This window comes from Salipiger mucosus DSM 16094 (assembly GCF_000442255.1).
GTDB classification, from domain to species: domain Bacteria; phylum Pseudomonadota; class Alphaproteobacteria; order Rhodobacterales; family Rhodobacteraceae; genus Salipiger; species Salipiger mucosus.
Window position 1 is genome coordinate 241,574 of sequence record NZ_KE557275.1, and the last position, 24,721, is coordinate 266,294.

Annotated in this window: 26 protein-coding genes and 1 pseudogene; 15 read left to right on the top strand and 12 right to left on the bottom strand. The window is 62.6% G+C overall.

Translation table 11 applies throughout. The features are described from left to right. Nucleotides 1–7 precede the first annotated feature (7 nt). From SALMUC_RS28885 to SALMUC_RS29730, 3 genes and pseudogenes are all read right to left on the bottom strand, one after another. Complete coding sequence (locus tag SALMUC_RS28885; protein ID WP_198014564.1) at nt 8–1,423, bottom strand: flagellar hook-length control protein FliK; 1,416 nt, start codon at nt 1,421–1,423, stop codon at nt 8–10. Between the two features lie 651 nt (nt 1,424–2,074). Next, nucleotides 2,075–2,287: pseudogene (locus tag SALMUC_RS31045) on the bottom strand (transposase); the annotation flags it as partial. A 177-nt stretch (nt 2,288–2,464) separates the two neighbouring features. Further along, nucleotides 2,465–4,522, bottom strand: coding sequence for a hypothetical protein (locus SALMUC_RS29730; protein WP_021120203.1), 2,058 nt, complete (start codon nt 4,520–4,522; stop codon nt 2,465–2,467). Nucleotides 4,523–4,632: 110 nt separating this feature from the next. Between SALMUC_RS29730 and SALMUC_RS10540 the strand changes: the two genes are divergently transcribed. From SALMUC_RS10540 to SALMUC_RS10565, 6 genes are all read left to right on the top strand, one after another. Next, nucleotides 4,633–4,893, top strand: coding sequence for a rod-binding protein (locus SALMUC_RS10540; protein ID WP_037371703.1), 261 nt, complete (start codon nt 4,633–4,635; stop codon nt 4,891–4,893). Further along, nucleotides 4,883–5,239 carry a flagellar protein FlgN gene (locus SALMUC_RS10545; RefSeq protein WP_021120205.1) on the top strand — a complete coding sequence of 119 codons (357 nt, stop codon included), beginning with the start codon at nt 4,883–4,885 and terminating at the stop codon, nt 5,237–5,239. Before SALMUC_RS10540 ends, SALMUC_RS10545 begins: the two co-directional genes overlap by 11 nt. Before the next feature lie 202 nt (nt 5,240–5,441). Then, the gene (locus SALMUC_RS10550) at nt 5,442–6,668 is read left to right on the top strand and encodes a flagellin N-terminal helical domain-containing protein (protein ID WP_020039417.1); all 1,227 of its coding nucleotides are present in this window, start codon (nt 5,442–5,444) and stop codon (nt 6,666–6,668) included. 80 nt (nt 6,669–6,748) lie between these two features. Next, nucleotides 6,749–7,126: a flagellar biosynthesis regulator FlaF gene (flaF, locus tag SALMUC_RS10555; protein ID WP_021120206.1), complete on the top strand. Its 378-nt coding sequence runs from the start codon at nt 6,749–6,751 to the stop codon at nt 7,124–7,126. Further along, the gene (gene flbT, locus SALMUC_RS10560) at nt 7,123–7,527 is read left to right on the top strand and encodes a flagellar biosynthesis repressor FlbT (RefSeq protein ID WP_037371705.1); all 405 of its coding nucleotides are present in this window, start codon (nt 7,123–7,125) and stop codon (nt 7,525–7,527) included. The genes flaF and flbT overlap by 4 nt, the downstream gene beginning before the upstream one ends. Then, on the top strand, nt 7,524–8,747 hold the full coding sequence (locus SALMUC_RS10565; RefSeq protein ID WP_020039420.1) for a DUF1217 domain-containing protein: 1,224 nt from the start codon (nt 7,524–7,526) through the stop codon (nt 8,745–8,747). Before flbT ends, SALMUC_RS10565 begins: the two co-directional genes overlap by 4 nt. Before the next feature lie 6 nt (nt 8,748–8,753). Here the strand turns inward: SALMUC_RS10565 and SALMUC_RS10570 are convergent, their stop codons facing one another. After that, on the bottom strand, nt 8,754–10,193 hold the full coding sequence (locus SALMUC_RS10570) for a FliI/YscN family ATPase (RefSeq protein ID WP_020039421.1): 1,440 nt from the start codon (nt 10,191–10,193) through the stop codon (nt 8,754–8,756). Between the two features lie 85 nt (nt 10,194–10,278). Here SALMUC_RS10570 and SALMUC_RS10575 point away from each other — a divergent pair, with 85 nt between their 5' ends. The 9 genes from SALMUC_RS10575 to SALMUC_RS10615 are packed head-to-tail and all read left to right on the top strand — an operon-like array spanning nt 10,279 to nt 14,863. After that, on the top strand, nt 10,279–10,659 hold the full coding sequence (locus SALMUC_RS10575; RefSeq protein WP_020039422.1) for a FlgB family protein: 381 nt from the start codon (nt 10,279–10,281) through the stop codon (nt 10,657–10,659). 17 nt (nt 10,660–10,676) lie between these two features. Further along, a complete protein-coding gene (gene flgC, locus SALMUC_RS10580; RefSeq protein WP_021120208.1) occupies nt 10,677–11,069 on the top strand; it encodes a flagellar basal body rod protein FlgC in 393 nt (130 codons plus the stop codon). 23 nt (nt 11,070–11,092) lie between these two features. Continuing rightward, nucleotides 11,093–11,383 carry a flagellar hook-basal body complex protein FliE gene (gene fliE, locus SALMUC_RS10585; RefSeq protein WP_020039424.1) on the top strand — a complete coding sequence of 97 codons (291 nt, stop codon included), beginning with the start codon at nt 11,093–11,095 and terminating at the stop codon, nt 11,381–11,383. Between the two features lie 3 nt (nt 11,384–11,386). Beyond that, the gene (locus SALMUC_RS10590; protein WP_020039425.1) at nt 11,387–11,656 is read left to right on the top strand and encodes a flagellar biosynthetic protein FliQ; all 270 of its coding nucleotides are present in this window, start codon (nt 11,387–11,389) and stop codon (nt 11,654–11,656) included. A 1-nt stretch (nt 11,657) separates the two neighbouring features. After that, a complete protein-coding gene (locus SALMUC_RS10595; protein ID WP_020039426.1) occupies nt 11,658–12,371 on the top strand; it encodes a flagellar hook-basal body complex protein in 714 nt (237 codons plus the stop codon). A 15-nt stretch (nt 12,372–12,386) separates the two neighbouring features. After that, a complete protein-coding gene (flgG, locus tag SALMUC_RS10600) occupies nt 12,387–13,172 on the top strand; it encodes a flagellar basal-body rod protein FlgG (protein WP_020039427.1) in 786 nt (261 codons plus the stop codon). Then, the gene (gene flgA / locus SALMUC_RS10605) at nt 13,172–13,600 is read left to right on the top strand and encodes a flagellar basal body P-ring formation chaperone FlgA (protein WP_020039428.1); all 429 of its coding nucleotides are present in this window, start codon (nt 13,172–13,174) and stop codon (nt 13,598–13,600) included. Before flgG ends, flgA begins: the two co-directional genes overlap by 1 nt. Nucleotides 13,601–13,603: 3 nt before the next feature. Continuing rightward, a complete protein-coding gene (gene flgH, locus SALMUC_RS10610; protein WP_020039429.1) occupies nt 13,604–14,329 on the top strand; it encodes a flagellar basal body L-ring protein FlgH in 726 nt (241 codons plus the stop codon). Nucleotides 14,330–14,341: 12 nt separating this feature from the next. After that, nucleotides 14,342–14,863, top strand: a complete 522-nt coding sequence (locus SALMUC_RS10615; RefSeq protein WP_020039430.1) for a flagellar basal body-associated FliL family protein — start codon at nt 14,342–14,344, stop codon at nt 14,861–14,863. Between the two features lie 10 nt (nt 14,864–14,873). On the opposite strand, the gene SALMUC_RS10620 is transcribed toward SALMUC_RS10615, so the two are convergent. The 8 genes from SALMUC_RS10620 to SALMUC_RS10655 form a co-directional block, all read right to left on the bottom strand. Then, the gene (locus SALMUC_RS10620; protein ID WP_020039431.1) at nt 14,874–15,296 is read right to left on the bottom strand and encodes a hypothetical protein; all 423 of its coding nucleotides are present in this window, start codon (nt 15,294–15,296) and stop codon (nt 14,874–14,876) included. Beyond that, nucleotides 15,293–16,387 (bottom strand): EscU/YscU/HrcU family type III secretion system export apparatus switch protein, encoded by a 1,095-nt coding sequence (locus tag SALMUC_RS10625; protein ID WP_020039432.1) that lies wholly within the window; start codon nt 16,385–16,387, stop codon nt 15,293–15,295. Before SALMUC_RS10625 ends, SALMUC_RS10620 begins: the two co-directional genes overlap by 4 nt. Nucleotides 16,388–16,393: 6 nt before the next feature. Beyond that, a complete protein-coding gene (locus SALMUC_RS10630) occupies nt 16,394–17,161 on the bottom strand; it encodes a flagellar biosynthetic protein FliR (RefSeq protein WP_020039433.1) in 768 nt (255 codons plus the stop codon). Beyond that, nucleotides 17,158–19,239 carry a flagellar biosynthesis protein FlhA gene (gene flhA, locus SALMUC_RS10635; protein ID WP_037371706.1) on the bottom strand — a complete coding sequence of 694 codons (2,082 nt, stop codon included), beginning with the start codon at nt 19,237–19,239 and terminating at the stop codon, nt 17,158–17,160. The genes SALMUC_RS10630 and flhA overlap by 4 nt, the downstream gene beginning before the upstream one ends. Nucleotides 19,240–19,441: 202 nt before the next feature. After that, entirely contained in the window at nt 19,442–21,661 is a 2,220-nt protein-coding gene (locus SALMUC_RS10640; RefSeq protein ID WP_020039435.1) for a hypothetical protein, read from the bottom strand. Beyond that, nucleotides 21,658–22,527, bottom strand: a complete 870-nt coding sequence (gene motA, locus SALMUC_RS10645; protein WP_020039436.1) for a flagellar motor stator protein MotA — start codon at nt 22,525–22,527, stop codon at nt 21,658–21,660. Before motA ends, SALMUC_RS10640 begins: the two co-directional genes overlap by 4 nt. An 80-nt stretch (nt 22,528–22,607) precedes the next feature. Further along, entirely contained in the window at nt 22,608–23,714 is a 1,107-nt protein-coding gene (locus SALMUC_RS10650) for a flagellar basal body P-ring protein FlgI (protein ID WP_020039437.1), read from the bottom strand. After that, nucleotides 23,711–24,715, bottom strand: a complete 1,005-nt coding sequence (locus tag SALMUC_RS10655; protein WP_037371708.1) for a flagellin — start codon at nt 24,713–24,715, stop codon at nt 23,711–23,713. The genes SALMUC_RS10650 and SALMUC_RS10655 overlap by 4 nt, the downstream gene beginning before the upstream one ends. Nucleotides 24,716–24,721: the final 6 nt, after the last annotated feature.

A 24,721-nucleotide genomic window follows, 5' to 3' on the forward strand; every position in this document is an offset into this window, starting at 1 on the left:
TCGATCCTTACAACTTGAGGTCCAGCCCATCGCTGGGCACCCCGGGCATGCCGGACAGCTCCGCAATTCCGGCGCCATGCTCATCCTCGCAGTCTTCGCGCCGCGCGACGCTGGCTGCCTCCAAGTCCCGATCGCCATGATCGCCCATTTGCTGCTGGTCACTTCCGAAGGAGAAACTCGCCGTGTCATACCCCATTTCCGAAAGGTACGCGGACAACTGCTCGGCGTGACGGCGAAGGAGATCAAGCGTCTCGGGCCTGTCCGCGGCAATGTGGAGCACAAGACCCGAATCACCGTGCGACATGCGGAATCGCACGCGGCCCAGTTCCTCGGGGTCCAACCGCAGTTCGACCTGGCCGTCACGCAGGCGGTCAAGCGCATCGTTCACCTGACGCAAGACGGCGGTATGTCCATCGACCCGCATGCCGGAAGCCTGCTGTGGTCCGATCGTCGCTGTCCGAACGCCATCGGACAAGCCCGCGGCTGGAGCATCGTGCGGCATCGTATCCGACTCCGTGTCGGCCCAAAAATGGCTCGCGGCGGAAGCGACGACCACCAGCGGCTCAGAGAATCCCGCGTGCGAACCCGTTGCGACCATGACCCCGCCAGGCTCCGGCGGCGCGCTGATCGAGCGGCTTGCCCCGGCCATAGGTTCTATCCTCGGACCAGGGTCGCGCGAGGACTCCCGGGCTTCCTTGAGGGTCTCTCTGTCGCGCAACTCCAAGGGTGTCTTACGTCGACCGCTTCGAAACACCTCGCTCGCCACATTCCCTGTCGAAGCAAATTGTCCATCGGCCGCCGCTCGCGTCATCTTTCGCGCAGGCACTCCATCCATTTCGGCGAGACCTGCCCTGCGTGCCCTCGGGTCCTTTCCGACGTCTCCCAGCACGAGGGAAGGTTCCCGCGAATCGCCTGGTGGTCGCTGTTGTGGCAGTGAAGGATCCGACTCCGCGCGGGATGGCCCCCGCCGGAAGGCGACGAAGTTTTTGGTTCGCCCGCATTCATCGCGAGTGCGCAGAGGCTTTCCCTCGGCTCCCCCGCGCGCTGGCAATTTAGCCAAATCCACGACCTCGCTTTGCCGGAAGGCATCCGGCCCAGCCAAGGCTCTGTCCGCTTCGACGGCCCGAACCGCTTCGGTGCGCTTTGGGGCGAATTGTGTAGCCTTTTGCTCCGTTAAGCGCGAGTGTTGCTGCGAGGTCGTCCGCGAACCACCCGCTCCCTGCCGCATGGCGCCCGCCAATTTTCCGTGGAACTGCCCTTTGAAACGCATCGCCGCAAAAGACGCGGCCGGCGCCCGACCCGGATTGTGAATGGCGACGGAGGACGAGCCCTCTTTCACCGCCTGGGCCCATTTATCGTCTTCGGTTGCCCATTTCGGCTGCTCCGGTGCGCCGCGAAATGCCGCACGATCGCGGCGCTTCATGAGTAGGTCTCCGGGTTTGGGCGATACGGTCTCGGTTCCTTGGCTCGAGACCGGTGACCCTAGAGGCCTGCTGCCGTCCACGTTTCCAATCCTCTTGGAAGACACGTTGACGACGCCCCCCTCGGACCACTTCATCCACTTGTCCTGCGCGACCGGGACATCTGACGGACCGGAGGAAACCGCCCGCTGCCGTGTTTGCCACGCCAGTCGTTCGCCCCGCCCGGAGCCCCCCTGAGAGGCGACGTCCGACGTGTCGCTCCGGCCTGATCCCAAGGGATCTGGATCTCCCATCCCGGCCCTAGTGAAGTTCGCTCGAACTTTGCTCCGATCCGATCCCAGGAAATCAACTTCATTGCCAAGCGCCTGGCCATGAGGCTGTGAATCTAGTCTCCGCATACGCGAACGCGAATCTCCTGCGTTTCCGACATGCCCGCCATTCACACGAAAGCCATTCCGGGCCCGGGCGATTTCAGCCGCCGACCGTACCACGATGTCTTCATATCCTTGAGGAAGGTCTGAACTACGGCTTCGGCTTCGCCGACATCCGGCCATCCGGGCTGTGAAATCGGTGCGTGAGCCCGAGGCGCATTTGATTTCGCCGGATTTGGCATTGTTGAGGCCCCGAAACGGGGTCCTCGGACAGAGTCCGGCTCATGGCATCAGCTTTCTTCGTACGAGGAACAGGTTGCCGAGGGCGAACAGCGTGAAGAGTTGCGCGCGGTTCTTCGCGAGGCCACGGTAGCGGGTCTTCAGATACCCGAATTGGCGCTTGAGCACGCGGAATGGATGCTCCACCCGCGCCCGCACCATCGCGATAATCCGATTGATGTGCTCGTCGATGGGGTCCAGCGCAGCGCCCTTCGGCCCGACCTTCGGATAATGAGGCTCGATCAGCGCCAGCAGACGCATCCAAGGCACCACCGCGTCCATCTCCGCGAGAAACTTCTCACGCCGGGTCTGCTTCTTCTTCATCGCGTGGCGGAGACCGGGAAACGCAGGTTGCTTGGGCATCGGTGGGCATCCTTCTTCGTCTCGCCCAGTCTACCTCAACCCGGCCAAGGCGCGAGGTTTTTCAGACTCTCCTTGAGAATCTTGAGCATCGATCACACCAGCCTGCTTTTGAACCGGATTGATGCTTTCCCCAACAGCGAACTGAAAGAACCTGCGCGGGACGCTTGCGTGCGCTCCGCCAACGCCAGGCTCTTGCCTTACGTTCTCCTTCATACCGGACTCAACCGTGGCCAGCATGCGTTGCGGCAGGTGATCGCCGCGCGATTTCCCTCCGGTATGCTGCGAGCCGGATTGCGTACCTTCAATGCGCGCCGAACCCAGCTCCAGGTTCGGAATACTTCGATCTCGGGGAACAGGTTCCTTCATCCTTTGATCCAGCGCCACCTCGGGACGGACGAATCCGGAATGATCTGGATACCGAGACGAGCGAAGGGAAACGTCTGGCGCGACACGGGGATCCATGGTGCGTTTCGGATAACGGTCTGACGGCAGCACTGATTTCCTTCTAGCCGAGATTCTGACTGAAATATCTCTGGACGTCTTCTCGTCAACATCACTACTCCAGTAGGATGGAAAGGACCTTGAGTGATGCGGCTGTCTGCCATCAAGCCATTTACCGGAGGCCTCGATATCTTCAGAATTTTCCATCGAGCCGGCCGTTCGCGCGGTCAAATCCGCTGGCACTTTTATTTCCGTTTTTTTCATTCCAATTCGGAAATCTTGGTCAAGTTCCGGCAGCGCGGTTACTGTTTTGACTGGAGCACGAACTTTCCTATTCATGTCACCTGGCACCTCCCTAGAGTCCCCCATAGGCTGGAATTTCCAGGCAGGATTGATTCTTCTGTCGTCCGCGTCTTGTTTCCAGCGCGCGGAAAAGGCGGTCGCAGTTTCAGCGTTCGGAATTGACTTTACGGGCGCCATATCGGCGTCAGGCCCATCGATTCGCGACCTCACACGACCTCCGTCCTCCGCAAGGGAAAGATCACGCCCCGTAATGGGGTCCTGCGCTTCTTGCAGTGACGGGCGAGACCGAAACTGTGCTGACTCAGGCTTTCGCTCTACCAACGAAGCAGAGTCCGTTTTTCCACCTTGGGCCGCGGAATTTCTGTCTTCACTACTAATTTTGTCCGCCCACGCGCCATCCTCAGAAATCGCAAGAGCGGTCTCTGGCGCTTGAAACGATCTGGAATGGCGCGACTCGGAAGGCATCGAAGTGCCACCTTCGAACAAGGAGCGGTCTGGCGGCGATATGGCAAGAAAACCATTTCCCGCTACCTTCCCCAATGCGGCGCTCCGCCCTTCATTTCGGATGCCATGAACCTCCTTTGCCTCTTCAGGCAGCTCACTTTCCCGCAGTCCGTATGCATGGACCTCAACCGAGCGGATAATATCAACGGGAGGTTTCGACAGATCCCCTGGATGGGTGCCCAATTGGAAAGCGCGGCCAGTTCTCTCCGGCGCAAGCTGGTTCGCAGCGGCGACGTTTCCAAAATCCGAAGGCGGGTTCAAATCTCGTTTTGGCTGCGCATCCGGCGGGAATTGAACAGAAATACCCGCCGCCTCATCGGATCGGGTCGCCCTTTCTGTCGCGTTCGGCAATGCAATTGAACCCGCTTCCAGGTCCGAAAACGATCCTTTCGCATACCCCTCGGAACCTTCCGGTCCAACAGGCATGCCGTGAGCGCCAGCACGCCTCAACGTGCGCCCCGCAACAGCATCTGGTCGTGCAGCAGGCTCTTTGGCCAAGGCTTCCGCCTCGTCTTCCCCTGCCAGGCTTTTCACATCGCTCGCGCCGAACTCGGAAGTCTCTGACGAGTTGCGCGAATCTCGACCAACCGGCGGCTGCTTGTCCGCGACGGCCGCCTCCGGCAGGTCGCGCTCCGCAAGCTCGGCCTCAGCATCATCCGCCTTAGGATCTTCTTCGGTCGGTTCTCCCTCGGACAAGGAAAAGACCGCATCTTCACCTTGCCTGCGACCTTCATTGTAGGCGCTGGCAAAATCTCGCGTCGTGACGTTCTTTTCCTGCCCGTCGCGCAACGCCGAATTCGACGTCAGAAACCCGGCCGGACCGCCCAATTTGCTCAGCATGATCTCTCCTGGAATTCTTCCACGGAAACGACCCTATCGCGCAGATCCTTACCGCTTCTTTACTCCGCACGCCTTAACTGAGGCCAGTTGAATTGAATTGGAGCGACAGCATGGAGATTTCTAGTGTGTCACGGGGTGTCGGGCCGGATCCCCTGCGCCAGGCGGCCACACGGCTCGAGACCGGATTTCTATCCGAGATGCTCAAGGCCGCCGGCCTCGGAGAGACTCCCGGCGCATTCGGCGGCGGCGCCGGGGAGGAGCAGTTCGCATCTCTTCTGCGACACGAACATGCCAAGGCGCTTGCCGCACAGGGGGGGATCGGCCTCGCCGAATCGATCTACAACACCTTGAAGGAACAGAATGATGTCTGATGAACGCGAACCCGTCGATGACCTGCTTCAATTGCTCGAACGTGAGCGATGCATCCTGCTCGAAGGGGCGCTTCAGGAGATCGAGCCCCTAGTCGAGGAAAAGACTCTCCTGATGGAAGAGCTGGCCCAGAGGGAGACGGTTGACGCGGAAGAACTCGGATCCCTCCAAGCGAAACTACAGCGCAACCAGGAACTCTATGACAGTGCCCTCGCGGGGGTCCGCGCTGTCGCCAAGCGACTGGACATGATGCGAACGGCAGGCAAATCGATGAACATTTATACCGCCAATGGAGAACGCGAAATCATCGAGGGTCATGCGCAGGCCAGTATGGAGAAGCGGGCCTGACAGCATCGACTCAAATGCAATCGATCCCGCTCTCTGCGCTTAGCGTTCCATTAGGACTCTGACGCGATGTTGAGCCCGCATCCAGTCGGATGGCGCAGCGGGCGGGGCGTCCGGACTGCATTCGTCAGAAAGACGTTCTCACAGGCCGGTCAAGGCCGCCAACTTCCGGCGCGAAGCGCCCAGCTGTAAGGACGAATATACGATGTCAAGCATCCTGACGAACAATGGCGCCATGGTGGCGCTGCAAACTCTCAAGTCGATCAACTCCGGTCTCGCCACCACTCAGAAGGAGATTTCCACCGGTAAGTCCGTGGCAAGCGCCAAGGACAATGCCGCGGTCTGGGCAATCTCGAAGGTGATGGAAGCCGACGTGAAGGGCTTCAAGGGCATCTCCGACAGCCTGAACCTCGGACAATCGACCGTCGCGGTGGCGCGCCAGGCGTCGGAAACCGTCACGGACCTGCTCACCGAAGTGAAGGGTAAGGTCGTCGCCGCGCAGGAAGAAAACGTCGACCGCGCGAAGATCCAGACGGACATCGACGCTCTGCGCAACCAGATTTCGGCCGTCGTCGGTGCGGCCCAGTTCAATGGCCTCAACCTTCTCTCGAACGACGACACAACCGCGGGATCGGGCAGCATCGACATCCTGTCGTCCCTTGATCGCTCGGCCAGTGGAGTCGGAGCCTCTGACATTACCGTCGGCAAGCAGGACCTTGGCGCAGGCGCCGCAACCGCAGGTGCGATGACGACTAACATCGGAGACGGCGGCGCCGTGGCCGATGGCGCAACCGCTGCGGCCCTCACCGTGACCGGCACGCCCGAGGCCGGCATGTCGTATCAACTTGCGTCTGGCGGTGGCATGGGGCTGTCGGCAGACGTGACCTACGTCGCGCGCGAAGGAGATACACTGCAAGACGTGACCGACCAGCTCGTGGCGCGCCTCAACTTCCAGGCGGATTCGGATGGAATCGACGTCGATTTCGCCGAGAATGCGACCACCGCCGGCCAAATCGACTTCACGAACAACACAGGCGCCTCCATCACCGTGGCCGCTGGTGACGCGACCCAGTCCGCCGATAACACGGAGAACAATGGCACCATCGGCGGTGGCCTCGAACTTCTGGCCAGCTTCGACGTAACCACGGATGCAGGAACTGAGGCGGCGTTGGGCGCGGTCGAAGGGCTGATTCAGACCGCGATCGACTCCGCCTCCGCCTTCGGTTCGGCCCAGGGGCGGATCGAGACGCAGACGGAATTCGTCTCGGGCCTCACCGACGCTCTGAAATCCGGCATTGGCACCCTGGTAGATGCCGACATGGAAGAAGCCTCGGCACGTCTGCAAGCGCTGCAGGTTCAGCAACAGCTGGGCGTCCAGGCGCTGTCGATCGCCAACCAGGCGCCGCAGTCGCTGCTCTCGCTCTTCCGCTAAGATGAGCCTCCGGAGGCCGGCGCTGCCGGCCTCCGCCCTGAGACGCACGATTGCATTTTCCAGAGTCAGAAGGTTCTGCCGTGAACGCCCAAACCCTGGCGCAGCGCGCCTACGCACAGAGTTCCGCAACAACGCGTACAGACCGTGCCCTAGAGTACGACCTCATTGCGCGCGTCACCCATCGCATCAAGGCCGCAGCAGAAGCTGGACCGGCGGCCTATCCCAAGCTCGTCGAGGCCTTGTACGACAACCGTCGGCTCTGGACCGCCCTTGCCGTGGATGTGGCGGATTCCGACAACGGCCTCCCGGCCGACCTGCGCTCCCGCATCTTCTTCCTGTCCGAATTCGTGCAGGCGCATACGGGAAAGGTTCTCGCCCGCAAGGCACGGCTCGCACCCCTGCTCGAAGTGAATGCCGCCATCCTGCGCGGACTGAACGGCCGGAGACATAAGAAATGAGTGGACTGGTGCTGAAACTCGGACCGAAAGAACGGGTCCTCATTAATGGAGCGGTGATCGAGAACGGCGATCGGCGTAGCCGGTTGTCCATAGTCACGCCGAACGCCAATATCTTGCGTCTGCGCGATGCCATCCATCCTGACGAGGCCCGAACGCCAGTACGCCGACTGTGCTATTCAGTGCAATTGATCCTGACTGGTGACGTGGCAGCAGGAAATTCTCGTTCCGAATTGCTTCGAAGCGTCGAGGAGCTCAGTCGAATTCTGACCGACCCTGACAGCCGTCGCCAATTGACCTTAGCGACCGAGGCGCTGCTAGACGGACAATACTACCAGTGCCTCAAGCATCTCAAAACCTTGATACCGCGCGAGGACCGGCTTCTTGCCGCGTCGAAGCAATGACCTTCACGCCGATGATTCCGGGCACCGGCCTGATCGGCTGGCAGGTTCTGCAATCCACGATGGACGATCAGCGTCGGGCCTTCAACTCCAGTGCCGAGATCCAGCGTGCTGATGATTATTTCCGGGAAAACATCGGCGCAGTGGACACACCCGAAGACCTGGTTAACGACAGACGGCTTCTTTCCGTTGCGCTGTCGGCCTTCGGTCTCGGCGACAAGATCGACAGCAAGTATCTGGTGCAAAGGATTCTATCAGAGGAAGTTGACGCAGAAGGCGCTTTGGCAACCAGCCTGAACGATGGTCGCTTTACTGCCCTTGCTAATGCGTTTGACTTCGAAAAGACTACAACCTTCCGAACGCAGGAAGACGGATTTGCCGACGCCATTCTTGCATCCTACGAAGCAAACGTTCTGGCCGATCTTGAAATTGCCCTGAACGCACCTGAATATGCAGGCAATCCGGAAGCGGCCGAAATGTTTCGACAGCAGGTCGAAGCCAACATCGAAATGGAACGCAATTATTTCGAAGAGAATATCGCCTCCGTGACCTCGCCAAAGGATCTGCTGGACGACCGTGAGCTCAAGCTAGTGACACTCAAGGCCTTCGGCCTGGAAGATCGCGCAGGCAGCGTGTCTCTTCTCGGCCGCGTTCTCGCGGAGGGCGCGGGCGACACGGACGCCTTGGCGAATGTCCTGGGAGACGAAAAGCTGATCGCCTTGGCCGACGCATTTTCTTTCGACAAGTCAGTAGCCACGTCGAAGCTCCAGGATTCCGGGTTCTCGGACAAGATCGCCGAGGAATATCGATGGAAACGCTTCGAGGATGCGGTGACGGATGTCGATCCCGCCATAGGAGCTGCGCTTCAATTCCAGAGGTCCATCCCTGAACTCTCCGCGAGCGGTGTCAGCGAAGACACAAAGTGGTTTAACGTGCTCGGAAGCACGACGATGCGGGACGTCTTCGAAACCGCACTGAACCTGCCAAACGGTTTCGCGCAGATCGACATCGACAAGCAGCTCGAGATGATCAAGGAAAAAGCCCAAAGCCGTTACGGCATCAAGCAATTCAGCGATCTGGAAAACGCCGGTGTGCTGAACCGGGTCATCCACGGCTACCTGTTACAGGAGCAGCTCTCTCAGACAGCCGGCATGCGATCCCAACAGGTTGCCCTGACCCTCATGCGGTCGATTTCCGCTAGCCAAGCCCAGACACCTCGCTAGGCGATTTCACAAAAGGTGGCGGTTCTTGGCCTCTCGGCCATTCTGCCCATTGGCTTGTTGCAGAGGCCGTGACACCGATTTCTGGCGTATTGGGCGGCGAGCCTCAGGGCTAGGCCCCTCCACCGTCGCACCGGCGCGACGCAGCAACAGACCCAGACGTTGGAACGCGGCCGACGAGCCGGTGGGCGCGGTATCCCCGACAAAGGCGTCCAGGTCCGGCCAGGCGCGGATGGCCTGGTCGAGCACCGGATCCTCGCCATCGCGATAGAGGCCCGCGCGGATCATCGTTTCCGATCGGACGTAGGCGCCCAACAGGTGACGGGCTTGCAAAATGGCGGAGTTCTCTTCTGGGCTCGCCGCTTCGGGCAGGCTGCGCGAAACCGATCGAAGGACGTCGATGGCCGGAAAGCGACCCCGCTCCGCGATCTCGCGGCTCAATACGACATGTCCATCAAGCACCCCCCTCAGAATGTCGGCAATGGGCTCGTCCATGTCCGATCCGGCGACAAGCACGCTGAAGACCGCGGTGATATCTCCCGATCCAGGCAGGCCCGGTCCGGCACGTTCCGCCAGTCGCATGATCTGGTTCGCCGTGGATGCGGGGAACCCGCGCAGCGCCGGCATTTCACCGGCGGCAACCGCAACCTCGCGGTGGGCTTCTGCGAAACGCGTGATGGAATCGGCCAAGTACAACACGTGTCGGCCCTGGTCGCGAAAATGTTCGGCCACCGTCATGGCAGCAAGCGGGCAGCGCCTCCGTTCCAGTGGCGATCGGTCCGAGGTCGCGGCCACAACCACGCTGCGCGCCATCCCCTCCTCGCCAAGAACTCCATGTACGAAGTCATGTACCTCGCGGCCACGCTCCCCGACCAGGGCCAGGACCACGACATCCGCGGACATTCCACGCGCGAGCGATGCAAGCAGACGCGATTTTCCCACACCCGATCCAGCGAACAGGCCCATGCGCTGCCCCTCGACGATGGGCAGCAAGGTATCGAAGGCCGCGAGGCCCGTCTCCAGTCGCGCACCCAGTCCACGACGACGCGCGGCGGGAGGCGGGTGGGCGCGAAACGCCCGGCGCTGCGCGCCCGGGCTGAGCGGAGCCTGGTCGAGCGGTTTGCCGTAGGGATCGATGACCCGGCCGATCCAACTATCGGAAGGCGCGAGCGTCGGCGCTCCGATCACGGCGACGCGGTTGCCCTGCGCAACGCCATCGGCGCCTTCGTCGGGCAACATCGCGACAAGATCCTCGCGTATGCGCAGGACCTCGCCATCCAGCGTGCTTCCGGCACGATACAGCCGTAGCCGGTCACCGATACAGGCGACATGCGCCAGTCCGCGGATCCAGATCACCGTCCCGTCGACCGAGCGCACCCGACCAACGGCGCGCACCGGCTCGACCTGCCCGATGCGTGATCGAAGGCCGGCGATATCGTCATGCTCCATCGGGCGCTCCCTTCATCGGCTTCAAACCATTTCTAAAGGAATCAGCGTTAAGCCTTGATTGAAGCCAATCGAGGGAGAAGCCCCGATGTTCGAAAATCTGGATGTCTTTCGCACCGCCATGGCCATGTCGCGCCACGCCGGCACCCAGCAGGCGGTGAGCGCGCAGAACATCGCGAACGCCGATACGCCGGGATACCGCGCACTGGAGATCCCCGACTTCGCAGAAACCTTCGCCGCAATGCAGGGAGCGGCCCGCGCCACCCGCCCCGGCCACCTCTTCGGCCAGGTCGATGGCACCCAGGCGCCGACCATCTCGAAACGGCGCGAGACCGCAGATCCCAACGGCAACACGGTCTCGCTGGAACAAGAAATGATGACCGCCGTGAACGCCCGCCGCGCCCACGACCGCGCGCTGGCGATCTACCGGTCGAGCCTGACGCTGCTGCGCACCAGCCTCGGCCGCTGACCGCAAGGAGCATGAAGATGAGTGCCTTTTCCGATGCCCTGTCCGTCACCAGCCACGGCCTGCGCGCCCAGGCGACGCGCCTGCGGGTGGTGTCCGAAAATATCGCGAATGCCGACACGCCGGGCTACCGGCGCAAGACCGTGCCTTTCGAATTCGCCCGGGATCCCAATGCCACCCTGCGCACGGTTCGTGCCGGCGACGTGAACCTCGACCGAAGCGAGCTTTCCACGGTCCACGATCCCGCGCACCCCCTGGCCGATGCACAAGGCAACTACGAGGGATCCAACGTCGATCTGATCGTCGAGATCGCGGACGCTCGCGAGGCCCAGCGCAGCTACGAGGCCAACCTCAAGATGTTCGAACAGACGCGGCAGATGTCCTCGAGCCTGATGGACCTGTTGCGCCGCTAACACCCCCACCGATGGAGACCAGAATGGACGTCCGATCGCTGTTTGCCGCGCAGAAATACGCGGCCACACGCCCCGCCACCGAACCTCAGGCCGGTGCCCCTGGGGCGTTCGAAAAGGCTACCGAGGCCGCACAGGATTTCGCCACCACGCTGCAACGGGCCGAGGAGGCCTCGAAGGCGGCGATGACCGGAGACGCCGACCCGCACGCCCTCGTCGAGGCGCTCGCACAGTCGGAGTTGGCGGTCGAAACCGTCGTGGCGGTGCGCAACAAGGTCGTCGAGGCCTACCAGGAAATCCTGCGGATGCCGGTCTGAGCCATGCTGACCGAAACCGTCTTCTACGACACCCTGCGCCAGTCGCTCTGGATCGCGACCATCACCTCGGTGCCGATTCTCACGGCCGCGCTGGTCGCCGGTGTCGGCGTGGGGTTGTTCCAGGCGCTTACCTCGATACAGGAAATGACCCTTACTTTCGTACCCAAGCTTATGGCGATCGTCGTCGTCTTCTGGCTGTCGATGAGCTTTATGACCGAGACGCTGGTGGGGTTCTTCCGCGACCGGATCGTGCCGATGATCGCGGGGGGCTGAGATGGAGTCGTCGACCTACGTTTCACTGTCGCGCCAACAAGGGCTCATGCGCGAGATGCGCCTGATCGCCAACAATATCGCAAATGCGTCCACCACCGGCTACCGGCAGCAGGGCATCGTCTTCTCGGAGTACATCCGGCAAACGGACCTCGCGGGAAGCCTGTCGATGCCCGCGGCGAACATCCAGAACACCTCCTACCAGCAGGGCACCCTGACGCAGACCGGCGGTCAGCTCGATGTCGGCATCGAGGGCGAAGGTTTCTTCCTTGTGGCGGCACCGCAGGGCGAGCGGCTCACCCGCGCCGGCGCCTTCGCGCTCAGCAGCCAGGGTGATCTCGTCACCCAGGATGGTTACCCCGTGCTGGACGCCGGTGGCGCGCCGCTTTTCGTGCCGCCCGATGCCTCGGACCTCGCGATCGCTCAGGACGGTACGCTGAGCACGCAGGGCCGACCCATCGGGCAACTCGGGCTGGTACGGCCGCTCGACGCGCAGGCCATGGTGCGCGAGGGCGGGGTTCTCTTCCGGGCCGACGCCGGCTTCGAGCCCCTGGAAAATCCGACGCTGCGGCAAGGCTTTGTCGAAAGCTCGAACGTCGACCCGATCCTGCAGGTCGCGCGCATGATCGAAGTGCAGCGCGCCTACGAGATGGGCCAGTCCTTTCTTGAGCGCGAGGACGAACGGATCCGCACCGCCATCAAGTCTTTTACCCGGTAAACAGGAGATCGCGTCATGCGCGCACTGAAAATCGCTGCCACTGGCATGAGCGCCCAGCAGATGCGGGTCGAGGTCATCTCGAACAACCTCTCGAACATGAGCACGACGGGCTACAATGCCCGCCGCGCCGAATTCGCCGACCTGCACTACGAGCAGGTAGCCCGCGCCGGAACAGTCAACGCGCAGGACGGCACCGTCCTGCCGACCGGCGTGCAACTGGGTATGGGCGTGCGCCCGGCCGCGGTATCGGTGAAGCTGGCGCAGGGCGCGCTGTCGGAAACCCGCGGAGACCTTGACCTGGCCATCGAGGGCAAGGGCTATTTCGAGGTGACCCTGCCCAACGGACAGCCGGCCTATACTCGCGACGGAGCGCTGAAACGCGACGGCGAGGGATTGATCGTCACCTCTGACGGCCTGCCCGTCGCGCCCGAGATCGTGATCCCCGAGGACGCCCGCAGCGTGTCCATCAATGCCTCCGGCGAGGTCTATGCCCATTTCGCCAACGCAGTCGAGGCCCAACTTCTTGGCCAGTTCAGCATGGCAGGATTCACAAACCCCAAGGGCCTCGAGGCGCTGGGCGGCAATCTCTTCGCCGAGACCGAGGCCTCCGGGCCGCCGTTTCAGGGGACCGCAGGCGAGGACGGGCTGGGCACCCTGCGTCAGGGCTACCTCGAGGACAGCACTGTCGACCCGGTCTACGAGATCACCGAGCTGATCGAGGCCCAACGCGGCTACGAGCTGAATTCCAAGGTGATCTCGGCCGCGGACCAGATGCTTGGCGCGACAACGCAGGTCCGGTGATGTTGCGGCGCGCGGCCCTTGCCTGCCCTCTATGTGTCCTCGCGCTCTCCGCGGCGGCCGAGACCGTCGTTGCGACGCGCACCATCCGTGCGCAGGAGATCGTGGCACCGGACGCGGTCCGCGTCGATCCCGCGCGGGTCGACGGCGCCTATGCGAACCCCGACAAGGTCGTCGGCTTCGAGGCACGCACAACGCTCTATCCCGGACGCCCGCTTCTGCGCGGGTCGGTCGGGCCCCCTGCCCTTGTCGACCGTAACCAGATGGTCGAGCTCATCTTTTCGCGCGGCGGCCTGCGTATTGCCACCGAGGGCCGGGCGCTGGGGCGGGGCGGCGCAGGCGAACGGATCCGCGTGATGAATCAATCCTCCCGCACCGTCCTGTTCGGCACGATCCGGCCGGACGGCTCGGTCTCTGTCGCGAGCGAATAGACCATGAAATCCTGCATCCTTCCCCTGCTCCTCTTGCTTCCTGCCGCCTGCGGTCGTTTCGATCACCTCGGCAAGGCCCCAAGCTTCACGCCCAAGGAAAAGAGCGCCGAACATGTCGCGATGGCCTATGCCGCCTCGCCCGAGGTCACGATCCCGCAGCGCACCTCGGACCATGCCTCGCTCTGGAGCGGCAACCAAAGCTCGCTCTTGGGGGATCGCCGCGCCATGAAGCAGGGCGACATCCTGACCGTTGTGATCGAGATCGACGAGCAGGCCGAGATTTCCAACAGCACCTCGCGTTCGCGCTCAGGATCCGAGAGCCTGGGCATTCCGCAACTGTTCGGCATTCCGCAGCGGCATGATCCGAAGCTGCCCGATGGCGCAACGCTTGGGGACGCGGTCGACTTGGGGAGCCAGAGCAGTTCCAGCGGCGACGGATCGGTGCGACGCAGCGAGTCGCTCACGCTGCGAGTCGCCGCGACGGTGACGCAGGTGCTCTCGAACGGCGTCATGGCCATCGAGGGATCGCAGGAGGTGCGCGTCAACTTCGAACTGCGCGAGCTTCTGGTATCGGGCTACGTCCGCCCCGAGGACATCTCGCGACAGAACGAGATCACCTACGACAAGATCGCTTCGGCCCGGATCTCCTATGGCGGTCGCGGCCAGATCACCGATGTCCAGCAGCCACGCCTTGGACAGCAGGTGCTCGACGTCATTTTGCCGTTCTGAGGAGGCCCGGGCATGAAGAAACTGCTACCGATCCTTTTGGCGCTGCTCGGAACCGGGGCAGGCGTGGGAGCAGGCATCCTGCTCGCTCCCGGGCAGGAGCAAGGTGCCGCCGAGGCCGAGCATTCCGCAACCGAGCCCGGCACTGGCCACGAGACGACCGGATCGCACGCCGCCCCGGAGTCCCATGACGACGGGCACGGCACGCCGGCAGAGACCGCCTTCGCAAAGCTGAGCAATCAGTTCATTGTCCCCGTGGTCGGTGCCGACCGCATTTCCTCGCTGGTGGTGATCAGCATAAGCCTCGAGGTCGTGCCTGCCGCGACCGAAACGGTCTACGAGCGCGAACCGAAACTGCGCGACTCCTTTCTTCGTGTTCTCTTCGATCACGCCAACATCGGCGGTTTCGAGGGAAATTTCACGGAAAGTCACCGCATGGACCTTCTGGGTCGCGCGCTGCTGGAGACGGCGCGTTCGATCCTTGGCGGCGACGTCATCGACGTTCTGATCACCGAAATCGCCCGGCAGGACGCCTGAAAGCGCGCGTTCAAGGCTCGCGCTGCGAAGCCAGCCGCGCCAGATCTTCCAGCATCCGCTCCTCCCGCGCGAGGCGTTCGGCCCGGCGCTTGGCCTGCGCCCGGTCCTGCAAGCTGCGTGTTGCGGCATCCTTGGCAAAGGCATCCCGGGCGCGCTGAATGGAATGCGCCTGTTTGGCTCGCGCCATCGCCATGCCGGTATTCAGATCGCCACGCCGCTGCAACAGCCACCCCTGCCAAAGCGTATCGCTCCCGGTCAATTGCCGTGCATCCACCCCGCCGGACGAGAGCCGCGCGGCCGCCCGCAGGCGATCGATTTCGTCGCGTTCACCGCGCAGGCCGGCCTCTTCGGCCAAGTCGCGACGATACTTGTCTACGGCGCGATCGCGCAGCAGCTCCGTGATCTGCAGAAGCAAGGCCGGATCTTCGGTCATCGTACCGTTCCTTTCGTTTGACCCGAGCGCCGGCGCATCTCCTCGGCAAAACGGATGGCCGCGGCCACGGGGCGATAGTGCTCGGGCGTGACCTGGTCGCCGATCTCGGTCGTGGCGTGCAGAGCGCGGGCGGTCGGCGCATCGGCGTGGACCGGAACGTCGGCCTCTTCGGCAATCTCGCGGATTCGGCGCGCGATCTCGTCCACCCCCTTCGCGACGCAGACCGGAGCCTCGCCGGGCGCTCGGCTCCATTTCAACGCGACGGCATAGTGCGTCGGATTCACGATCACCACGTCGGCCTCGGGAACATCCGCCATCATCCGGTTCATCGCGATCTCCTGGGCCCGCTGACGGCGATGCTGCTTGAACATCGGATCGCCCTCGGCCTCCTTGAACTCGTCGCGCATCTCTTTCTGCGACATCCGGTTGCGCCGCAGATGTTCGTTCCGCTGCCAGAGGTAGTCGACCGCGCCCAGTGCAATGGCGACCAGCACCACAAGCCCCATGAGCCGCAGCATCAGCTCGGTCATCAGTGCTGCCGCATGGCGCGGCGGCGCCTGCAGAACGCCGATGATCTCGTCCAGCCGCGACGACAAGAACAGACCCAAGACGATCGAATAAAGCGCGAGCTTGGAAAAGCTCTTGGCAAATTCGAACAGGCCGCGGCGGCCATACTTGTTCTTGGCGTTTTCCAGGAGAGACAGACGGTTGGCCTTGAACACCAGTTTCGAGGGGGTGAACAACAGCCCGCGCGTGGCAAATAGGGCAAGCAGCACGAGCGAGCCGGGCACCGCCAGCCAGGGCGCAAGCGGTGACAGGATTTCTAAGAGCAACCCGCCCGCCGGGGTCGTCCCGGCATCGCCGAAAAACAGCGGAACCAACCGCTCCGGGCGTTCGATCAAGGGCAGCATGGCCTCTCCCAGGCGCACGAAACTGCCGCCACCGAGGGCCAACCCCGTCAGAAGCATACCGAGATAGGCCGCTGCGGTCAGCATATCGGTCGACCGCGGAATCTCGCCCTTGCGACGCGCCTCGTCCAGCTTGCGCTGCGACGGCTCGTGGGATTTTTCGCCGCTCTCGTCCTCGGCCATGGTCGCCTACCGGAAGGGATTGGTCAGGAAGGCGTCGACGGCATCGAGCCAAACCGCGAGCATAATCGGTGCAGTGAGCATCAGCAGCGCGACCGACCCGAGCGTGATCACAGGCGCGCCGACAAAGGCCACCATGAGCTGCGGCATCGCCTTGTTGATGAAACCAAGCGTCAGGTAATACAGCGCCGAGAGGATGACGAATGGTGCCGCCAGCCCGAAAGCCAGCGCGAAGCTGTGGGTCACCTGCTCCCTGCCGACATCCGCCACGGTGGCCGGGTCTGGAAACTGCAGCGCCGGCATGAGGTCGTAACTCAGGATCAGCAAGGCTGCAGCCTTCACGTGAAAACCGGTGGCCATCAGCAGGGCAAGTCCGGCGATCGTGAGAATATGACCGATTGCCGGCATCGGGTCGGTCCCCGCGCTTCCCAGCAGCTGGGAAAGCGAGGTCGACTGAGCGGCGATGCTGCCCGCAGTCTGCAGCGCGAGAACAAACAATCTGAGCACGAGGCCGATGACGAGCCCGTTTACGCTTTCGGTCGCGAGGGCTGTGGCAAAGGATCCGAGCCCGGCAGCGGGAAGGTCGATCCGCGTGATGGCTGCGGGCAGTATCGCGACGGTCATCATCAGGCTTGCCACGAGCCTGACCCGGACCGGAAGGCTCTGCTCTCCCAACGCCGGCAGGGCCGTCATGGTGGCCCCGACGCGCAGGAACACCAGCAGCCCGGCCCAGGCTCCACCTGCCAGAAGATCGACGAAGGCGGTCAGCCCGGTCATGCGGCCACCACGCCAACCAGTGCCGGCCGTGCCTCGACCCCGATTTCCTCGAAGGACAGCACCGGGTTGGAAATGCCCTTGGCTGATAGGATTGTCCTCAGGAACCGTCTGCGCCTGGCTGAAGTCACAAGCGCCGGAAAGATGCCCTTGTTTGCCGCTTCGCCGATCTCTTCGGCAACACCGTTGGTCAGGCTCTCGAAGGACTCGGGCGGCAGGGCCACGTCGATTGTGCCACGCGCGCCCTCGATCTGGTAGGCGGCAAAGGTCTCCTCCCATTCCGGCGCCAATTGAACCAGCGGAATCGTCCCATCATCGCGCCGCATGGAGGCGACAAGCTGAAACCCCAGCCGTTGGCGCACCTGTTCGCAGATCGCTTCCGGCGCGGCCTGCTGACCGCGGGTTTCGGCGACGGCCTCGAGTATCAGTGGCAAGTTTCGAATGCTGACCTGCTCCTCCAGCAACAGGCGCAGCACTTGGTGGAGCGTATCGATCGGCACCTTGTCCGGGACGAGTTCATCGAGCAGCCGGCGATTGGCCTCGGCACGGGTCTTGTCGCTGAGCGACACGAGCTCGTCGAGCAGGCGACGCAGGGCCTTCAGAGTCAGCAAGCGTCCGAAATTCCGTTTCACGACCTCGAGCAGGTGTGTCGCCAACACCTCTGTGGGTGTGACGATCGTTGCACCGGTGATCGCGGCGCGCTCCTGGTCCCTCGGACGTATCCAGCGGGCCGGCGCCCCGTAGACCGGTTCCGTAACGTCGCGCCCTTCGGGCAGCTGCGCCTGATCTTCGGGAACCAAGGCAAGAACGAGGTCCGGATTCAACTCGCCGCGCGCAATCTCGACCCCCTGGATCCGGATCAGGTAGGTCCCGGTTCCCAGCGCCGCCGCGTCGGTAAGTCGAATCTCGGGCAGGATCAGGCCGAACGTCGAGGCCACATGTGTGCGCATGTTCGAAATCCGCGCATCCAGCCCGGTGCCCGGGTCGAGCACCATGTTCACAAGATCAGGGGCGAATTCCACGTGGATTTCATCGACGTCCAGCACGTCCCCGATCGGACGTGTGCGCGGCGCCTCGGGCTCGGGCGCTTCCAAATCGCCATCTTCCGCTTCAGGCGGCTTCTGCGACATGTACCACGCGACCCCGCAAAGCACGCCCGCTCCCGCGATGAAAGGAAGGAAAGGCAGCCCAGGGACAAGGGCAAACAGCGCCATGAGAAGGCCAACCGTCGCAAGTGCCGCGGGATGCCGCGCAAGCTGACCCACCATCGCCGCATCTGTCGCCCCGGTGGCGCCGCCGCGCGCCAAGAGAAGGCCGGAGGCAATCGATATGATGACTGCCGGGATCTGCGACACGAGCCCGTCGCCAACCGTCAGAATGGCGTAGGTCTCGAAGGCATCGGCAATCGCCATGTCGTGCACGACAACCCCCATGACCATCCCCATCACGATGTTGAGCAGGGTAATCAGGAGGCCGGCGACCGCATCGCCCTTCACGAATTTCGAGGCGCCGTCGAGTGACCCGAAGAAGGTTGTTTCCTGTTGCTCGCGCTCACGCCTCGCCTTGGCCTCGGCGTGGTCGATCGCGCCCGCGGACATGTCGCTATCGATCGCAAGTTGCTTGCCGGGCATGCCGTCCAGCGCAAAGCGTGCACCCACCTCGGCCATGCGGGCAGCGCCCTTGGTAATCACGGCGAAGTTCACGATCATCAGGACGCCGAAGACCACGAGCCCCAGGAACACGCTGCCACCCATCACGAAATTCGCGAAGCCCTCGATCACGTCGCCCGCGGCAGACGTCCCGGTGTGCCCGTCCCCGATGATGAGCTTCGTGGAACTCACGTTCAGCGACAGCCGAAGCATTAGCGATGCCAGCAGGATGGTCGGAAAGGCCGAGAAATCGAGGGGTCGCTCGATAAAGAGCGTGACCGTGAAGATCAGGATTGCGAGTCCGAAGGACGCCGCCAATCCGACGTCGAGCACCCAGGCGGGCACCGGCAGGATCATCATGACGATGATCGCCATGAGCGCCACGGCAAGCAAAACCGTTGGACGGAAGAGCGGTTGGCGCCGAGTTGCCATCAATCAGGCCTCACAACGGGCTGAACAGATGCCCAAATTGTTGGCCGACCGCACGAACTGTTGCCTGCGGTGGCATCCTGAAAATCGCCTCGTTGGGGAAGGCGGTACTATCTGTTGAAAGATCATTCTGATCCACCCGGATACATCCATGCGCGAGCACAGTTAGAGAAACTTGGTTACCAATCCGTGTTTGGGCACCGTATCAATTCTCGTCGACTCGGGTTTCTTCCAGCAGTCGCGTCACGGCATCGCGCGCCGCTGCACTGTCGTCGGCAATTGACTCCGCCACCTGCAGACCCGGCACCCCATCAGGAAGATTGTCTCCGGGATCGCTCATCAGGCCTGCGGCCAACGACAGCGCATCATCGCCAGTACCGGCGACCCGTGTCCAATCACCAGCGAGCCAGGCAGCGTCGCGCGCGTCCTCGGGCGCTCCGATCTCCTCCATCGTGGTCTGGACGTAATCGAAATCTCCCATCATTCCGCGTGCTTGCGCGCGCAATGCAGCCACATCCCCGCCGTCGAGCCCGTCAAGAGCATTCTCGGCGTCTTCGGGGTTCATCCGGGAGAGATGTATTCGCGCCAAGAGCATTCCGCGTACCTGCTCAGGGAGTCTTTCGCCCGAAGCGGCCAGCCAATCTGCCGCCAGCTCGGGTAGCCCGACGTCGAGTAGCCGCGCGACGGTGTCACGGACCGTAGCATTCGACAGCGCTTCCGAATGACCAGGATCATCGGCCGCCGCGAACCTTAGGAACAACGGATCCTCCGCCTTGCGCACGAGTGCAGAATAAAGAGCCTCGATTGCGAGGGTCCTGTATTCCGACGCGATGTCCTCAGTCGTGCCCAGCGCTGAAAAGCCTTCCTCGAACTCTTCGTTTGTCGCCAGGGCACGGAGATTTGTCAGCCGCATCCTGTCGCCAAGCTCCGAGCCGCGAAATTCCATGGCGTATGCCGCGGACAGGTCGATCACGCGCTCCGGCACCCTCTCGCCATGCTCCGACGCGATCTCCACGGCGGCCTCCAAAGCCTCGGGAGCATTAGGGGCGTCCGATACAGCCAAATCCTCCAAGATTGGACGGGCCGTCTCGACAGCCCCCGACATCCTGTCGATCCGTGCGCCCTGGAACGTCATATCCTCATCGTAGACACCTGTCGCTCGCTCCAGCCTTGCCAGAAGGTTTCGGCCCTCGTCGGCCTGTCCTTCCTCGGCAAGTCGTCCGGCGAGCGCGGGTCCCAGATGTCGCCTGAGGTTGACCGGCAACTCCTCGAAGCTTCTCAGGATCGCAGAAGTATTGATCGTCGACAGGGACGGCAGTGATCTGGAGCCAAGCAGGGCCCACAGGGCCGCACGGCCATCGCAGCTGGTCTGCGCTGCGAAGACTCCCGTCGTGTCCTGCCCTCCCTCGACCAGCCTCGCAAGGGCGACCAGGACAGGATCCGAGTGCATCGGATCGAGATCCACTATTCGCATGGCTTCCGAGCCAAGACCAAAATGAATGTATCGCCGAGCCAGTCGTTCCGCGATCTCGGGGTTGAACCGATCGAACTCTCCGTACAACTCTCGCCTCAACTCTCCGATCTGGAGCCTGAAGTCGCGATCTTCGTCCGCCCAGGCCGCAAGGTCCAGTTCGCGGTCCTGCACGCATCGATCGCCCCCGATGCGAAGGCGGGCTTCCCCGGATTCGAAGCCGACCTCCGCATGGAGGCTCTCCGATAGGCGATCGAAGGTTGTCGCGGTACTTTCGCGCTTCCCCGCCGTCTCCATTTGCTCAGCCCGGGGTTTTCCCTCCGATAGGCTGCGGGTGGTAAGCCGGGTGGCAGCAGTCAAGAGCCCCCTCGTCGCGGCGGTGGCGAGCTGTTCGGCGAGGTGCCTTTCGAATTCTGTGGGCCCATCCGACGTCGAGATATCTTCCAAGCTCGGCGTGAAGTCGTGTTTCAGAAGATTGTCACTGGCTTTCAGAGGTGGCCCCACCCCCGGGGTGGACCCGACACGTATCCGGGTAAACTCTTTCCGGGACCCGGATGTCTGCATTTCTTCCGCCTGAGGGTCTGGCGATGGCGCTGGAGCCACGTCGATCACAAGCATGTTGTCCTTCGCGACGAAAGCCTCCGTCGAACAGGCACAGTTCAGCGTGATCGCGACGGTTGGCCCCGACCCCACTACGGATACGGATGCTATGCGTGATCGGTCGATCCGATCGAAGACGCGGCTGACGTCTATCCCTGTCTGCGCACCTGAGAACGAAATCCGAATGCCTTCCGATGCTTCTCTGCTATCGATCTCCCAGTCAGATCCATCCGGCATATCGAACACCAACCGGGTGAAGCTGCCGTGCTCTCCGGATCGCGCCACGATTTGCTGCGCCCGAAGTGGAGCGGCGAAGACAACAAGCAACGCAAGCAGGAGTCCGAAGCCTCTCACGAAGCCACCTGTTTGACGGATTTCAACGCTTCCTCGAGATCCACGAAGCTGGGACGGAAATGGGCCGGCGTGTTCTGGCGTCCGACCTCGATGCAGATATTGGTCGCGTGGTTGTGCAGGTTCGCGACCAGGACTTCACGAATTAGGTGGTAGAAGTGCAGATCATCAGCGACCACGTTCTTGATCTTGTTCGCGAAGGGACCCGCGAAACCATAGGCCAGGAAGACCCCCAGGAACGTGCCAACCAGCGCCGCGCCGATCAGCTTTCCCAGCACTTCCGGTGGTTGGTCGATCGATGCCATTGTCTTGATCACACCCAGCACGGCCGCAACGATTCCAAGCGCCGGAAGCCCATCGGCCATGGCCTGTAGTGCATGGCTGGAATGGAGGCGATGATGCTCCAGGCCCTCGATACGCTTGTCGAGCACCTCTTCTACCTGGTGAGGATCGTCGTAGTTCATCGACATGGACCGCAGCGTGTCGCAAATAAGCTCTATGGCGACCGAATCCTTTTGAATCTTGGGATATTTCGAGAAAATCGCCGAATCCCCCGGCGCCTCTACATGCTCCTCGATCGCCACAGGACTCTGTCGCGCGAGGCGTATCAACTCGAAGAGCAGACATAGAAGATCACGATAGTCGCCGGGCTTCCATTTCGTGCCCTTGAAGACCTTGCCGACATCCTTGAGCGTGTGCTTCACGACACCGATGTCGTTGCCAATCAGGAAGGTCCCAAGCGCGGCGCCGCCTATGATCATCATCTCGAAAGGCAAAGCCTTGAGGATGAGGGCCATTTTGCCCCCGGCAAGGATATATCCTCCGAAAACCATGCCGAAAATCACGATGATACCGACCATGCCGAGCATCTGGGCGACTCCTTCACAAGCGTTGTGCTTTCTCTAGACCCTGCGCCGTTAACAAAGCCTGTTCAGAAAAGGCCTCGGCCTCACATCACGACGAATTCCGCGTGCAGCGCTCCAGCAGCCTTGATGCTCTTGAGGATGTCGATCATGTCGCGCGGCGATACGCCGAGGGCATTCAGGCCACCAATCACCTCGGACAAGGAAGTGCCTCCGGGGATCTCCGCGAGCGCGATGCCTGGGTCCTCCTCGATACCGGCTCGAGTGCGTGGTACGATCACGGTTTCGCCTTCGGCGAAGGGGTTGGGTTGTACCGCGACGGGCGTTTCCTCGATACGAAGCGTCAGGTTTCCCTGGGACACCGCGACACGAGAGATCCGCACATCCTCTCCCATGACAATGGTTCCGGACCGTTGATCCACCACCACACGGGCACGCCGCTCAGGTTGGACCGGCAGGTTCTCGATGGCAACGACAGCGCGCGCCGGGGAGGGCGCGCCGGTGCTTGCAAGGTCGACCGACACCGTGCCTGCGTCCATCATCGTCGCCGCCCGCCGGCCCACGGCACGGTTGATCGCCGTTTCGATCCTTGCGGCCGTCGTAAAATCCGGCTCGCGCAGCGCCAGGCGCAAGGACGAGAGCTGGGAGAAATCAAAATCGACCTCGCGCTCGATCCTGGCGCCAGCAGGTATCACGCCGGACGTTGGTACGCCTTGCACGACACGTGCGGCGTCGCCTTCGGCCTCCACCCCACCGGCGATCACGGTACCCTGCGCAACCGCGTAGATATCCCCGTCGGCGGCGTTGAGGGGGGTCATGATGAGCGTCCCCCCCAGCAGGCTGTCAGAGTCCCCGATCGCGGAAACCGTGACATCGATCTGGCTTCCGGCACGGGCAAATGGCGGGAGCCGGCCCGTCACAAAGACGGCGGCCACATTACGCGGACGGAACTCTTCCCCTGTGACGTTCACCCCCAGGCGTTCGAGGATGTTCTGCATGATTTCCTCTGTGAAGGGCGCGTTCCGCAGACCGTCGCCCGTCCCGTTGAGACCGACGACAAGCCCGTATCCGACGAGGTCGTTGGACCGGACGCCGTCAACTTCGACGAGATCCTTGATGCGAACGCTCTGCGCGTCGGATGGGCACGCGAGAACGGACATCGCGGCAATGATGATCGGGGCGAAACGCATCATCTCAGAAACTCCACCAGCGACATGCGCGAAGACCGAACCGATATTGCGTAGAGCGACTCCAGTTGAGCGCGCGTATTCTCATATTTCGCCGCGGTCTCGTAGTCGTCGATGCCAACCAGTTCGAGCCGGGCCAAGGACGTCGCAGTGCGCTCTGCGGCATTCCGTGTAGCGGTTTCCTCGACCCGCGCTTCGAGCGCACCCAGGCTCGCTCGGAGCTCGACAACCTCCGCCTGGTCGCCTTGAAGCGTGCTCGCCGCATCGGAAATGAGCTTGATCTGGAGATCGTCCGGAAACCCCAGGCCATCATCCGTGGCAAGCGCGGCCTTGGCGACCGATTTCAACAGGTCGCGAAAGACCTGGTCGTCGGCCCGGATATCGAGCCGGGCGGTTTCACCCTCGCCAAGCTTCAGCGGTGCAAGGCTCGTCGTCGAACCGAGGTAGCCCGCCGTCTCGAAGCCGCCGCCCGGACTGTCGAACCAGGTGTCCAGCGCGGCATCCACCCCGGCGGCTGTCGTCTCGCCTGACAGCGCCGCTCGCAGATCGGTCAGGATGGTATCAACATCCGCGAGCGCCGGCCCATCGGTGGCAATGCCCGAAAACAGATAACGCCCACCGACCGAACGGTTCAGCCCGTTCACGATCTGGCCCATCGCGGTTTCCGCCTCGTCCGCGAGGGTGCGCAGCATTTCTTCGCTGGGCGTGAGCTCGGCCGAGACCAGGACCTGCGACAGTTGTTCCGACCGTTCCTGGATCTCGTCGAGCGTGGTCTGCATCGTTCCGGTCAGGAAACTCGCTTCAGTCGTGTTCACACGGTAGCTTTCGAGCTTGGCCAGCGTCCGGTCGATGGCAACCAGACCCGACACGTCACCACCAAGATGCGTGGCGGAGTCGCGGACAAAACCGGTGGCCATCTCGACCCCGAGTCGATCCAGGTCGCGGTTGAGGCGGGTCTGGTTCGTGCGCAGCACGAGCATGCGTGCCAAGTCTCCAACGGTATCCATGTATCC